At 73.4% G+C, this 12,718-nt stretch carries 13 protein-coding genes and 2 pseudogenes; 2 read left to right on the plus strand and 13 right to left on the minus strand.

Annotated features, from left to right (window positions below; translation table 11 throughout):
* Positions 1–5 precede the first annotated feature (5 nt).
* The 10 genes and pseudogenes from trpA to hisI all read right to left on the minus strand — a co-directional run bounded on the left by trpA (position 6) and on the right by hisI (position 6,920).
* Positions 6–800, minus strand: coding sequence for a tryptophan synthase subunit alpha (trpA, locus tag ASD06_RS06445; protein ID WP_056675099.1), 795 nt, complete (start codon positions 798–800; stop codon positions 6–8).
* Between the two features lie 5 nt (positions 801–805).
* Positions 806–2,083, minus strand: coding sequence for a tryptophan synthase subunit beta (gene trpB / locus ASD06_RS06450; protein ID WP_056674665.1), 1,278 nt, complete (start codon positions 2,081–2,083; stop codon positions 806–808).
* Between the two features lie 61 nt (positions 2,084–2,144).
* Positions 2,145–2,865, minus strand: a pseudogene (gene trpC, locus ASD06_RS06455) (indole-3-glycerol phosphate synthase TrpC); the annotation flags it as partial.
* Positions 2,866–2,982: 117 nt separating this feature from the next.
* Positions 2,983–3,615, minus strand: coding sequence for an RDD family protein (locus ASD06_RS06460; RefSeq protein ID WP_056674666.1), 633 nt, complete (start codon positions 3,613–3,615; stop codon positions 2,983–2,985).
* A 55-nt stretch (positions 3,616–3,670) separates the two neighbouring features.
* Entirely contained in the window at positions 3,671–4,117 is a 447-nt protein-coding gene (locus ASD06_RS06465; protein ID WP_056674667.1) for a DUF2752 domain-containing protein, read from the minus strand.
* Between the two features lie 5 nt (positions 4,118–4,122).
* Positions 4,123–4,356: an HGxxPAAW family protein gene (locus ASD06_RS19105; protein ID WP_056674669.1), complete on the minus strand. Its 234-nt coding sequence runs from the start codon at positions 4,354–4,356 to the stop codon at positions 4,123–4,125.
* Positions 4,357–4,423: 67 nt separating this feature from the next.
* Positions 4,424–5,032 carry a Trp biosynthesis-associated membrane protein gene (locus ASD06_RS06475; RefSeq protein WP_056674671.1) on the minus strand — a complete coding sequence of 203 codons (609 nt, stop codon included), beginning with the start codon at positions 5,030–5,032 and terminating at the stop codon, positions 4,424–4,426.
* Positions 5,032–5,965, minus strand: a 934-nt coding sequence (locus ASD06_RS19925) for a chorismate-binding protein (RefSeq protein ID WP_369853693.1), incomplete at its 5' end; no start/stop codon positions are given. The genes ASD06_RS06475 and ASD06_RS19925, both read right to left, overlap by 1 nt.
* Position 5,966: 1 nt before the next feature.
* Positions 5,967–6,549 (minus strand): annotated as a pseudogene (locus ASD06_RS19930) (anthranilate synthase component I); the annotation flags it as partial.
* On the minus strand, positions 6,549–6,920 hold the full coding sequence (gene hisI, locus ASD06_RS06485) for a phosphoribosyl-AMP cyclohydrolase (protein ID WP_056674675.1): 372 nt from the start codon (positions 6,918–6,920) through the stop codon (positions 6,549–6,551). The gene hisI and the pseudogene ASD06_RS19930, both read right to left, overlap by 1 nt.
* Positions 6,921–6,935: 15 nt before the next feature.
* On the opposite strand from hisI, the gene ASD06_RS06490 reads away from it, so the two are divergent.
* Positions 6,936–7,454, plus strand: a complete 519-nt coding sequence (locus ASD06_RS06490; RefSeq protein ID WP_056674677.1) for a DinB family protein — start codon at positions 6,936–6,938, stop codon at positions 7,452–7,454.
* Positions 7,455–7,537: 83 nt separating this feature from the next.
* On the opposite strand, the gene ASD06_RS06495 is transcribed toward ASD06_RS06490, so the two are convergent.
* Both ASD06_RS06495 and ASD06_RS06500 read right to left on the minus strand, forming a co-directional pair.
* Positions 7,538–9,328: an ABC transporter ATP-binding protein gene (locus ASD06_RS06495; RefSeq protein ID WP_082537765.1), complete on the minus strand. Its 1,791-nt coding sequence runs from the start codon at positions 9,326–9,328 to the stop codon at positions 7,538–7,540.
* On the minus strand, positions 9,325–11,160 hold the full coding sequence (locus tag ASD06_RS06500; RefSeq protein ID WP_056674678.1) for an ABC transporter ATP-binding protein: 1,836 nt from the start codon (positions 11,158–11,160) through the stop codon (positions 9,325–9,327). The genes ASD06_RS06495 and ASD06_RS06500 overlap by 4 nt, the downstream gene beginning before the upstream one ends.
* Positions 11,161–11,241: 81 nt before the next feature.
* Here ASD06_RS06500 and ASD06_RS06505 point away from each other — a divergent pair, with 81 nt between their 5' ends.
* Entirely contained in the window at positions 11,242–11,874 is a 633-nt protein-coding gene (locus tag ASD06_RS06505; protein WP_056674679.1) for a TIGR03085 family metal-binding protein, read from the plus strand.
* Here the strand turns inward: ASD06_RS06505 and hisF are convergent.
* Entirely contained in the window at positions 11,857–12,648 is a 792-nt protein-coding gene (hisF, locus tag ASD06_RS06510) for an imidazole glycerol phosphate synthase subunit HisF (RefSeq protein ID WP_056674680.1), read from the minus strand. The two genes, ASD06_RS06505 and hisF, sit on opposite strands and share 18 nt — an antisense overlap.
* Positions 12,649–12,718 lie beyond the last annotated feature (70 nt).

Raw genomic sequence — 12,718 nt, forward strand, 5'->3', positions numbered from 1 at the left:
GGTAGTCACGCGCGGACCCCGGCGGCCAGCTCGCGGGTCAGCCGCTCGAGCGCAGCGAGGCCGGACTCGCGGTCGGGGGCATCAGCGAGGCAACGCACGAGGGCCGAGCCGACGATGACGCCGTCGGCGAAGCCGGCCACCTCGGCGGCCTGCTCTGCGTTCGACACCCCGAGGCCCACGCACACCGGGACGTCGGACACCGCGCGGATGCGTTCGACCAGGCCACGCGCTCCCCCGCCCACCGCGGCCCGCGCACCGGTCACCCCCATGGTGCTGGCGGCGTACACGAAGCCGCGGCAAGCGGCCGTCGTCGAGCGCAGCCGCTCGTCGGTGGAGCTGGGAGCCACGAGGAACACCCGGTCGAGATCGTGCTCGTCGGCGGCGGCCAGCCAGTCGGCCGCCTCGTCGGGGATGAGGTCAGGGGTGATCAGCCCGGACCCACCGGCGGCCGCGAGGTCGGCGGCAAACCGGTCGACGCCGTAGTGGTCGACGAGGTTCCAGTACGTCATCACCAGAGCCGCGGCACCTTCGTCGGCCACGGCACTGACGGCTGCGAACACGTCGCGCGTGCGGGCACCGCCGCGCAGGGCGGCATCGACGGCGCGCTGGATGACCGGGCCGTCCATGAGCGGGTCGCTGTACGGCACGCCCACCTCGACGACGTCAGCACCGGCCCGCACCATGACCCGCACGGCCTCGACGGACGTCTCGACGTCTGGGTAGCCCACCGGCAGGTACGCCACCAGCGCGGCGCGACCCTCGGCCCGCGCCTTCTCCAGGGCCGCGCTCACCGCGCTCACCGCGCTCACCAGCCGCTCCCCTCGGCGTCCTGCACCGGCTCGCGGGCCTTGAGCTGCTCGGCCTCCACGAGGTCGTCGCCGTCGACCAGGCCGAACCAGCGGGCCGCGGTGTCGACGTCCTTGTCTCCGCGTCCGGAGAGGTTGACGAGGAGCACGGCCTCAGGGCCGAGCTCGCGGCCGAGGCGCAGAGCGCCGGCCAGGGCGTGCGAGCTCTCGATGGCCGGGATGATGCCCTCGGTGCGGCACAGCAGCCGGAAGGCGTCCATCGCCTCGGCGTCGGTGACCGGCTCGTAGGTCGCGCGGCCGGTGTCGTGCAGCCAGGCGTGCTCCGGCCCGACGCCCGGGTAGTCCAGACCCGCCGAGATCGAGTGGCTCTCGACGGTCTGGCCGTCGTCGTCCTGCAGGATGTACGACCGCGCACCGTGCAGCACGCCCGACGAGCCGCCGGTGATGCTCGCGGCATGACGCCCGCTGCTCAGGCCCTCGCCGCCGGCCTCGAGGCCCACGAGCCGCACGCCGACGTCGTCGATGAAGGCCGAGAAGATGCCGATGGCGTTCGACCCGCCCCCGACGCAGGCGAGCACGGCGTCGGGCAGGCGGCCGACCAGCTCGAGCACCTGGGCCCGCGCCTCGTCACCGATGACCCGGTGGAACTCGCGCACCATGGTCGGGAACGGGTGCGGCCCGGCGACCGTCCCGATCAGGTAGTGGGTGTCGTCGACGTTGGTGACCCAGTCGCGCATCGCCTCGTTCATGGCGTCCTTGAGCGTGCGCGAGCCGGTGGTCACCGGAACCACGGTGGCGCCCAGCAGCCGCATGCGCGCGACGTTCAGGGCCTGGCGGCGGGTGTCTTCCTCGCCCATGTAGACCGTGCACTCCAGGCCCATGAGGGCTGCGGCCGTGGCGGAGGCGACGCCGTGCTGGCCGGCGCCGGTCTCGGCGATGATGCGTGACTTGCCCATCCGCTTGGTGAGCAGCGCCTGACCGAGCACGTTGTTGATCTTGTGCGAGCCGGTGTGGTTGAGGTCCTCGCGCTTCAGCAGCACCCGGGCGCCACCGGCGTGAGCGGCGAACCGCTCGGCCTCGGTGAGCAGGCTCGGCCGGCCGGAGTACGTGCGGTGCAGGAAGTCGAGCTCGCGCTGGAACTCCGGATCGGTGGACGCCGTGCGGAACGCCGCGTCCAGCTCATCGAGCGCCGCCACGAGCGCCTCAGGTACGTACCGGCCGCCGTAGGGGCCGAAGCGCCCCGGCCCGGGCGCGGTTGCGGGGTCCGTCGACGTCATGGCGAAAGTGTCTCAGCCCACCATCACCGGACGGTCACCGGCTGGGACGCGACGAGGGGNNCGCCCACGAGCACCGCGTCGGCTCCGTGCCGCGCGTACTCCAGGACGTCGTGCGGCCCGCGGACGCCGGACTCGGCCACCTTCACCACGCCGTCGGGGATGCGCGGCGCCAGGCGCGCGAAGGTGGTGCGGTCGACCTCCAGCGTGCGCAGGTCGCGCGTGTTGACACCGATCACCCTCGCCCCTACCGCTACCGCACGGTCGACCTCGTCCTCGTCGTGCACCTCCACCAGCGGCGTGAGCCCCAACGACAGGGCACGCTCGTGCAGGGACTCCAGGACGTGCTGCTCCAGGGCGGCGACGATGAGCAGGACGACGTCGGCCCCGTGCGCGCGCGTCTCCCACAGCTGGTAGCTCGACACGATGAAGTCCTTGCGCAGCAAGGGTGTGCTGACGGCGCGGCGCACCGCGTCGAGGTCGTCTAGGGTGCCACCGAAGCGACGCTGCTCGGTCAGGACGCTGATGACGCTCGCTCCCCCGGCGGCGTAGTCGGTGGCCAGACCGGCCGGGTCACCGATCGCCGCGAGGGCGCCCTTGCTGGGGCTCGACCGCTTGACCTCGGCGATGACCTTCACGCCGCCGTCGGCGCTCAGCGCGGCGTACGCGTCGCGCGCGGAATCGAGTCGCTCGACGCGGCGCTGCAACTCGGCCAGCGGCGTCCGCACCTCGCGCACGGCGAGGTCCTCGCGTACGCCGGCGATGATGTCGTCGAGGACGCTCAGGCCCCTCACCCCACCTCTTGGTCGGCCGTCGGCTGTCTGCCTGACCTCACGATCGTAGACGCGAGCAGGCCCCCGCCTGGGCGGGGGCCTGCTGCGTCGGTCGGCAGGGTCTGCGGCTCAGCGCAGAACGACCTGCGTCTTGGCCACCTTGTCGTGCCAGCCCTGCTGGCGACCGGAGTTGTCGAAGAACGGCGAGACGTAGACCAACAGCTCACCGATCCCGCAGAAGAACGAGCCGATGAAGGGGATCAGCCAGCGCAGCGCGGCGGACCCGAAGCCGGGCACCGCACCGGTCTCGATGTTGATCACCTTCAGGCCCATGACCTGCTTGCCGATCGTGGCGCCCCGAGCGCCGATCATGCCGATCTCGTAGCCAGCGCCGATGAGCAGCACGAGCGCCTGGAACCCCAGGTTGGCGCCGAAGTTGAAGGTGCCGGCCGTCGCCGAGTCACTGGCGCTCGACATCGCCGAGAACACCCCCAGCGGCACGGCCAGGATGATGAAGACCACCAGGAGCAGGACGCCGTCGATGATGCGGGCCACCAGGCGCTTGCCCATACCACCGGGCGTACCCCCGACCGGGCCGGGCGCGTAGCCGTACCCGGCGGCTGGCGCGTTGCCGTAGGCGGGCGGGGGCGGTCCGTAACCCGGCGCGGGCGGCGGTGTGCTGGGCCCGGGTGCCGGCGGCGGTGCGCCGTACGGGTTCTGCTGCTCGGGCTGCTGGCCCTCGTGGCCAGGGAACTGCGTCATGTGGTCTTCCCCTAGGTGTCGCGGCCATCAGTGGGTCGGCCGGGCGACGACGACCCTAGCGGCTGAGCAGGTCGCTGGGCGTGAGCCACGCGATGCCAGGCAGCAGCCGCACCAGCCAGAACGCCGCCACCAGCGCCACGCCGCCCAGCGCCGTCGCGCGGGTGGCCCAGGGCACCAGCTCGTCGCCGCGCCCGCGCCAGCGACGCACCAGCCAGACGACCAGAGACGCCACCGCGAACGGCACCGCGACGAGCACGAGCGCGTTCGAGTGCGCCGCCGCCACGACGTCACCGTGCAGGACGTCGCTCACGGCACGCAACCCGCCGCAGAAGGGGCACGGCCGGCCGGTAGCCAGCAGGAACGGACAGAACCCCCACGCGCCGGGCGTGTGCGGATCGCGGACGGCGACCGCCGCGAGTCCCGAGGCCGCGACGAGCAGCAGGGACGCCGGTGCGGCGACCCGGTGGAGCAGCGCCGGGCGCAGCGCGCCGTCGACGAGCACCGGCCTCAGCGGGCCTCGTGGGCCTGCCGCTGCGCGGGCTGAGCGGCGCCGTACCCCGCCAGGGCGAGCACCTTGCCGGCCACGAGGCCGAGCACCGCGATGACGGCACCGATGACGAACACGACGACGGACGCCAGGATCACCCCGAACGCCATCACCAGCGCCGCGACGAGCAGGATCCCGACCGCGGTCCACGCCGCGACGGTGTTGCCGTGGGACGGGTGTCCGTGCTCGGCCATGACGGGTGACCTCCAGGTCGATCGGTGTGCCGGTGGGCTCAGGCCATTGTGGCAGGTCGCCGCGCTGTCAGCGGGTGGGGTCCTCACCTCGGCTGAGCGCGTCCCAGGCGGTGCCCGGATCCGCCGCCTCGTCGGCCAGCGGCGCGCCGTCCGGAGCGCCCCCGGCCTCGCTCGGCTCGGCTGGCGCCTCGTACCGCGAGCGCGGGCCCGACCACCGGCCGGCCCGAAGCACCGCCACGGCCCCGGCCACCGCCACGAGGGCGCACCCTGCCACGGCCAGCCACGGCCAGGCGGACACCTGCAGGGACGCCGGTGTCGTGCCCGTGACGCCCACCGCCTTCGCCACCAGTGCGGCCACACCGTTCTCGGGGGCCCGCAACACGCTCACCGACGCGGCGGCGCCGGCCGCACCGGCCAGTACCAGCAGCACGCCCGCGACCCGGCGTCCGAGCGCGCGTGCCAGCAGCAACGCGGCGGCACCGGCCAGGGCGACGAGCGCCACGGCCGGCACGACAGGCGCGCCCTGCCGCCCCGACGCCGTCACCGTCACCTGCCCCACCACCGGGTCGTCGATCGACGCCTGCACCCACGTGCGGGACGTCGCCAGCAGCGTCAGCGCCGCGCCGACCACGGCGGGGACCACCGCCGCCGCCGGTCCGCTCAGCCGGGCCCGCATCAGCGCCGCTCCCCCAGGGCCGTGGCCGCGGCGACCGCGCGCAGCACCGCCATCGACTTGTTGACCGACTCCTGGTGCTCGGCTGCCGGATCGGAGTCGGCGACGACCCCGCCGCCGGCCTGGACGTAGGCCACGCCGTCGCGGATGACGGCGGTGCGGATCGCGATGGCCATGTCGAGGTCGCCCGCGAAGTCCAGGTAGCCGACGGTGCCGCCGTACAGGCCACGCCGCGTGGTCTCCATCTCGTCGATGAGCTCCATCGCGCGCACCTTGGGAGCGCCCGAGAGCGTGCCGGCCGGGAACGTGGCGACGAGCGCGTCGTAGGCCGAGCGGTCGTCGCGCAGGCGGCCGACGACCGTCGAGACGATGTGCATGACGTGGCTGTAGCGCTCGACCTGCATGAACTCCAGCACCTCGACGCTGCCGGCGTCGCACACGCGCGCGAGGTCGTTGCGGGCGAGGTCGACGAGCATGAGGTGCTCGGCGCGCTCCTTGTCGTCGGCGAGCAGGGAGCGAGCGTTGTCGGCGTCCTGCTCGGGGGTGACCCCGCGGGGGCGGGTGCCGGCGATCGGATGGGTCATGACCCGACGGCCGTCGACCTTCACCAGCGCCTCGGGGCTCGACCCCACGACGTCGTAGCCGGCGCCGTCGGTGGTGGGCAGCCGCAGCAGGTACATGTAAGGACTGGGGTTGGACGCGCGCAGTACGCGGTAGACGTCCAGAGCGTCTGCGGGGCAGTCGATCTCGTACCGCTGCGACGGCACGACCTGGAACACATCACCTGCGCGCACGGCCTCCTTGGCGCGCTCGACCATGGCGGCGTACTCGGTGTCGAACAGCTGCGGGCGCACCTTCGGCTGCTCGTCGGCAGGAGCTGCCACGGTGCTCGCCGCCGGGCGCGCGAGCCGCTCGGCCATGCGGTCGAGGCGGGCGNCGTCGGTGGCGTCCATGTTGACCGCGTTGGCCACGAGCAGCAGCGAGCCGTCGGCGTGGTCGAGCACCGCCAGGTCGGTGGCGAGCATCATCGTGAGCTCGGGCAGGTGCAGGTCGTCGACGCAGCTGTCGGGAAGCCGCTCCCACCGACGGACCGCGTCGTAGGTGACCGCCCCGACGAGGCCGCCGGTGAGTGGTGGCAGGCCCTCGAGGGCCGGCGTGCGCAGGGCTGCGACGGTGTCGCGCAAGGCGGCCGTGGGGTCGCCCGACGTCGGGACGCCCACCGGTGGCGTGCCGATCCACTCGGCCTCGCCGTCGACCTCCGTGAGCGTCGCTGCGCAGCGGGCACCGACGATGGAGTACCGCGACCACACGCCGCCGTGCTCGGCCGACTCGAGCAGGAACGTGCCCACCTCGTCACCGGCGAGCTTGCGGTAGACCCCCAGCGGCGTCTCGGCGTCGGCGAGCAGGCGCCGCACCACCGGGATGACGCGGCGGTCGCGCGCGAGCAACCGGAACGTGTCGCGGTCGGGCCAGGTGCGTCCGAAGGCGAGGTCGGGCACCGGGTCGGTGTTCTCCCCCATCAGGCGGCACCCGTCACCGGCAGGTCGCGGCCCTCGAAGCACGTGCGCGAGCCGGTGTGGCAGGCCGCACCCACCTGGGCGACCCGGACGAGCACCGCGTCGCCGTCGCAGTCGAGCGCGACGCCGTGCACGTGCTGGGTGTGCCCACTCGTGTCGCCCTTGCGCCAGTACTCCTGGCGGCTGCGGCTCCAGAAGGTGACCCGACCGGTGGTGAGCGTGCGGTGCAGGGCCTCGTCGTCCATCCAACCCACCATGAGCACCTCACCGGTGTCGTGCTGCTGCACCACGGCGCACACGAGGCCGTCGGCGTCGCGCTTCAGGCGCGCGGCGATCTCGGGGGCGAGGGGCGAGGACGTCGAGGGACCGGGCACGGCACCATTGTGCCCATGACGATTCCGCCCGATACCAAGGACTGGACGTGGGTGCTCGAGCGCCGCTGCCCGCAGTGCGGGCTGGAGTCGGCGTCCGTGGCCCTGGCCGACGTGCCCGACCTGTTGCGAGACAACGCGAAGGCCTGGGCCGACGTCCTGAGTCGCGCCGACGCGCAGGCGCGCCCGGAGGCCACGGTGTGGTCGCCGCTGGAGTACGCGTGCCACGTCCGCGACGTGCACCGGGTGTTCGGCCCGCGCTACCGGCAGATGCTCGACGCCGACGACCCGCAGTTCGCGAACTGGGACCAGGACGTCGCCGCCCTCGACGGCGACTACGAGCACCAGCAGCCGTCGTCCGTCGCCGGCGAGCTGTCGGCTGCGGCGCAGGAGGCGGCCGAGCTGCTCGCCGGCGTCACCCCCGAGCAGGCCGACCGAGCCGGACGGCGGTCGAACGGCTCGCGCTTCACGGTGACGTCGCTCGCGCGCTACCACCTGCACGACGTCGTCCACCACCTCCGGGACGTCCGCCCCTGACCCCTCCCGCCGACTGGTGACGACGTTCCGACGCTTCTGCACGCCGGAAGGGTCGCCAACGCATCACCAGTCGGCGGGTGAGGTCAGTGGAGGCGCTGCTGGGCGATCCAGCTGGCATGCAGTCGCGAGTAGACGCCACCGGCGTCGACCAGGTCGCGCGCTCGGCCCCGCTCGACGACGACACCGGCGTCCACCACGAGCACCTCGTCGGCCGCCTCGGCGGTCGACAGCCGGTGCGCGATCGCGATCGAGGTGCGTCCGCGCGTGAGCCCGTCGAGGGCGCGCTGGATGCGCACCTCCGTGGCGGGGTCGACCGCCGACGTGGCCTCGTCGAGCACGAGCAGGTCGGGGTCGGCGATGTAGGCGCGCGCCAACGCCACGAGCTGCCGCTCCCCGGCCGACAGCGACTCACCCCGCTGGCCGACGCGCGTGGCCAGACCGTGCGGCAGCCCGTCGAGCCAGTCGGCCAGGCCGAGCTCGGTGAACGCGAGCACCACGTCGTCCGGCGTGGCGCCTGGCCGCGCGAACCGAGCGTTGGCCAGCAGCGTGTCGTCGAACAGGAAGCCGTCCTGCGGCACCATGACGACGCGCTCGCGCAGGCTGGAGAACCGCACCTCGCGCAGGTCGACGCCGTCCAGCAGCACGCGACCCGTGGCGGGGTCCATGAGCCGCGTCAGCAGCTTGGCGAAGGTCGTCTTGCCTGAGCCGGTCTCGCCGACGATCGCCACCCGGCTGCGCGGCGCGATCTCGAGGTCGACGTCGTGCAGCACCGTCGGGCCCTCGGGGTAGGCGTACGACACGTGGTCGAAGCGCACCGTGATCGGCCCGCGCGGAAGCACAACGCCGGAGTCCCCGGGGTCGGCCACGTCAGCGGGCGTGTCGACGACGGCCAGCACCCGGCGCCAGCCCGCGATCGCGTTCTGCATCTCGTTGAGCACCTCGGTGCCGATCTGCACCGGGCCGGTGAACAGCTGCACGAGGAACAAGAACGCGAGCAGCTCGCCGAGCGTGAGGTGCCCGTGCACGCCGCGCCAGGTGCCGACCACGACGACCATGACGCTCACCAGGCCGCTCACCAGCACGCCGGTCGAGAAGGCGCCGGCCACCCGGATCTGGGCCGTGACGGCGGCGTCGCGGTGCGCCTTCACCGCCCGGTCGACGCGCTCCGCGGTGCGGCGCTCGACGCCGTACGCGCGGATCGTCGCCGCGCCGACGACGGACTCCGACACCGCGGACAGCACCTCACCGACCCGCACACGCACCAAGGCGTACGCGGCCGAGACCGCCCGCTGCATCGGGCGGGCCAGGAAGAACACCGGCAGGAAGCACAGCCACACCACGCCGGTGAGCAGCGGCGAGTACGCCAGCATGAGCGCGGTCGCCACGGTGAGCTGCAGGGTCGACAGGATCAGCATCAACCCGCCGAACTGCACGAAGTTCGAGATCGTGTCGACGTCGCTGGTGACCCGCGACACCATCGACCCTCGCCGCTCCGAGCTCTGCGTGAGGACCGACAGGTCGTGCACGTGCCGGAAGGCGCCGATGCGCAGCGTCGCCAGGCCGCTCTCGGCCGACCGGAAGAGCCGCAGGTTCACGTGGTACGCCGACACCGCCGTCACCAGCACCAGCACCGCGGCCAGCGCGAGCAGGCGAGCGACGTTGCCGACGTCCGGGCCGCCCTCTGCGAGCAGGCCGCGGTCGATGGTCTGCTGCACCGAGAACGGCACAATGACCCGGCCGAGGGTCGCGACGCCAGCGAGCAGCAGCGTCAGCCAGCTGCCCTGCCGCAGCTCGGGCGAGAGCTCGACGCCTCGGCGCAGCGTGTGGAGGGCCGACGGCTGCTCGGTGGAGCCGACCGTGCTCGAGACGCTCATGCCGAGGCCTCCTCGTCGGCGTCGACCAGCTCTCGCTCGGCCGCCTCGCGCTCGTAGGCCTCGACCAGGTTGCGGTAGGCCGCGTTGCGCCGCGTCAGCTCTGCGTGCGGTCCGCGGTCGACCACACGGCCTTGCGACACGAACAGCACGGAGTCGGCCAAGGCGATGGTGCCCTTGCGGTAGGCCACCACGACCACCGTGGTGCCGTCGGAGGCCTCGCGCAGCCCGGCGAGGATCGCCGCCTCGACGCGCGGGTCGACCGCGCTGGTGGCGTCGTCGAGAACGAGCAGTCGCGGACGACGCACCAGGGCTCGGGCGAGCGCGATCCGCTGGCGCTGGCCACCCGACAGCGTCGCGCCCCGCTCACCGACGTGGGTGTCGAGACCGTGCGGCAGCGCGGCGACGAAGCCGTCCGCCTGGGCCAGCCGCAGTGCGGCCCAGACCCGACGGTCGTCGGCGTCCTCGAGCGCTGGGTCGCCGAGCGTGATGTTGCCGCGCACGGAGTCGTCGAAGAGGAAGGTCTGCTGGGGCACCAGCGCCACACTCGAGGCGACCGCCCCCTCGGCGAGCTCGCGCACGTCGGTGCCGTCGAGGCTGACCACGCCGCGGTCGGGGTCGGCGAGCCGCACCAGGAGCGAGGCGAGGGTCGACTTTCCGGCCCCCGTGGCACCGACGACGGCCACGGTGCTGCCCGGCTCGACGTCGAGGCTGACGTCGTGCAGCACCGGCACCGGCTGGCCGTCGAGGTCGATGTGGGCGTAGTCGACCTGGCGCAGCGACAGGCCGGCGGGGCCTGGTACCTCGGGGTAGGCGTCGCCGTACGCGAGGCCGCCCTCGGCGTCGAGCACCGACTGGACGCGATCCCAGCCCACCACGCTGCGCGGCAGCTCGCCGAGCACCCACCCGAGCGCTCGCACCGGGAACCCCAGCAGCGAGAACAGGTACGCCACCTGCACGACGGTGGCGGCACTGGCGGATCCGGACGACGCGCGCATCGTGCCGACGGCCAGCACCGCGAGCGTCCCGAGGTTCGGGATCGCCTCGATCACGGGGTCGAAGACGCCGCGCGTGCGGCCCACCGCGATGTTGGCGTCGCGCAGGCGCCGGGTGACCACGGTGAAGCGCTCGGTCTCGGCCGCCTCGCGACCCATCGCCTTGACGACGAGCGCGCCGTCGAAGCTCTCGTGGGCGACGTCCGACACCTCGGCCCGCAGCTGCTGGGCACGCGTGACGCGCGGCGACATGAAGCGCTGGAAGACGACGTTGACGACGAACACCAGCGGGAAGACGCAGAAGCCGATGAGGGCCAGCACGGGGTCGGCCAGCACCATCGACACCGCCGCGACGACGAGCATCACCACGACGCCGATCGCCATGGGCAGCGGCGCGAACACCTGCCAGGTGGCCTCGACGTCGGCGTTGGCGTTCGACAGCAGCTGGCCCGTCGGGTGCCGGCCGTGCCACGACAGCGGCAGTCGCAGGTACTGCGCCGTCACCCGCCGGCGGTAGAGCGCGCCGAGGTCGTAGACCGTGACACCCGCCGCCACCCGTCGCAGGATGACGCCCACCGTGAGCAGCAGCGCGACGGCGGCCATCAGGCCCGCGCCCCCGGCCAGCCGGCCGCCGTCCAGCGTGCCCGACCGCAGCGAGGGCGAGATCACGTCGCGGGTCACCTTGCCCAGCGCCCAGGCGGTACCTGCCGTCATGACGCCGTACAGAGCGCTGCCGACGACGGCGAGCGTGAAGATGCCGGGAGCCTGCCGAATGCCCTGTCCGAGAACGAACAGGCCCCGTCGCAAGGTGTAGGGGCGGGTGGTCAGCGAGGTCTGCACGGTCCTTCTCTCTGGGGGGCTGGCGCGGCCTGCACAGCCTCTCACGCGAGGGTCCCGGACACGGGTGCGAGGATGCTGGACATGACCAACTACGCCCGCGCCGAGCGGCTCGCCCTGAGCGACACGCTGCTCGCCACCGGCCCCGACGTGCCCACGCTCTGCGCGGGCTGGTCGGCGCGCGACCTCGCGGCGCACCTCGTGGTGCGTGAGAGGCGTCCGGATGCCGCCGCTGGCCTGGTGCTGCCGCCGTTGGCGCAGTACAGCGAGTCGGTGCAGGCCGGTGTGGCCTCGCGGGAGTGGTCTGGGCTGGTCGACCAGGTGCGACAGGGGCCACCGAGGTGGCACCCCGCTCGGGTGCCGACCGTCGACGAGGCGATGAACACCGCGGAGTTCTTCGTGCACCACGAGGACGTGCTGCGCGCGCAGCCCGGGTGGACGGCACGTGAGCTGCCGGACGCCGAACAGCGGGCGCTGTGGCGCGCCCTGTCGATGGCGGGCCGGCTGGCACTTCGCCAGGCGCCCTGTGGCGTCGAGCTCGTCGCGCCCGGCCACGGCCGGACGCTGGTGCACCGCGGTCACCCGCTGGTGCGCGTGGAGGGTGCGCCGGCCGAGCTGCTGCTCTGGGCGTTCGGACGCCGATCGGTGGCCCAGGTGCACCTCGACGGCCCGAACGACGCCGTCGAGCGCTTGCAGGGGTCAGCCGCAGGGCTGTGACACGCGGCGGACCGGGTGGCCGCCTGCCTCCAGGGCCTGCTTGACCGCGGCGATGCTGACCTCGCCGAAGTGGAAGACGCTCGCCGCGAGGACGGCGTCGGCCCCGGCGTCGACGGCGGCCACGAAGTGCTCGGGTCGGCCCGCTCCCCCGCTGGCGATCACCGGGACGTCGACCGCCTCGCGGACACGGCGGACGAGGTCGAGGTCGAAGCCCTGCTTGGTGCCGTCGGCGTCCATGGCGTTGAGCAGGATCTCACCGGCACCGAGCGCGGCAGCGCGCGCGGCCCACTCGACCGCGTCGACGCCGGTGCCCCGGCGCCCGCCGTGGGTGGTGACCTCGAAGCCGGAGTCGGTGACCGTGCCCGGTGCGCAGCGGCGCGCGTCGACGCTCAGCACGAGCACCTGCGCGCCGAAGCGGTCGGCCACCTCGGCCACCAGCTGCGGGCGCTCGATGGCCGCGGTGTTGACGCCCACCTTGTCGGCGCCCGCGCGCAGCAGGCGATCGACGTCCTGCACGGAGCGCACGCCGCCCCCCACCGTGAGCGGGATGAAGACCTGCTCCGCGGTACGTGACACGACGTCGTAGGTCGTGGCGCGGCTGTCGCTCGAGGCGGTGACGTCGAGGAAGGTCAGCTCGTCGGCCCCCTCAGCGTCGTAACGGCGAGCCAGCTCGACCGGGTCGCCCGCGTCGCGCAGCTCGCGGAAGTTGACGCCCTTGACGACGCGCCCGGCGTCGACGTCGAGGCAGGGGATCACGCGGACGGCCAGGCTCACGCCCCCAGCCTAAGGGCACCCGAATGCGCTGGCGTGCATGATCACCGCCGACCTCCGGGCGTGATCATGC

The organism is Angustibacter sp. Root456, from assembly GCF_001426435.1.
GTDB lineage: Bacteria > Actinomycetota > Actinomycetes > Actinomycetales > Angustibacteraceae > Angustibacter.

Coding starts and splice junctions, on each gene's coding strand:
- trpB (WP_056674665.1), bottom strand. CDS start 2,083: ATGACGTCGACGGACCCCGCAACCGCGCCCGGGCCGGGGCGCTTCGGC.
- ASD06_RS06460 (WP_056674666.1), bottom strand. CDS start 3,615: ATGACGCAGTTCCCTGGCCACGAGGGCCAGCAGCCCGAGCAGCAGAAC.
- ASD06_RS19105 (WP_056674669.1), bottom strand. CDS start 4,356: ATGGCCGAGCACGGACACCCGTCCCACGGCAACACCGTCGCGGCGTGG.
- ASD06_RS06475 (WP_056674671.1), bottom strand. CDS start 5,032: ATGCGGGCCCGGCTGAGCGGACCGGCGGCGGCGGTGGTCCCCGCCGTG.
- ASD06_RS06490 (WP_056674677.1), top strand. CDS start 6,936: ATGACGATTCCGCCCGATACCAAGGACTGGACGTGGGTGCTCGAGCGC.
- ASD06_RS06495 (WP_082537765.1), bottom strand. CDS start 9,328: ATGAGCGTCTCGAGCACGGTCGGCTCCACCGAGCAGCCGTCGGCCCTC.
- ASD06_RS06505 (WP_056674679.1), top strand. CDS start 11,242: ATGACCAACTACGCCCGCGCCGAGCGGCTCGCCCTGAGCGACACGCTG.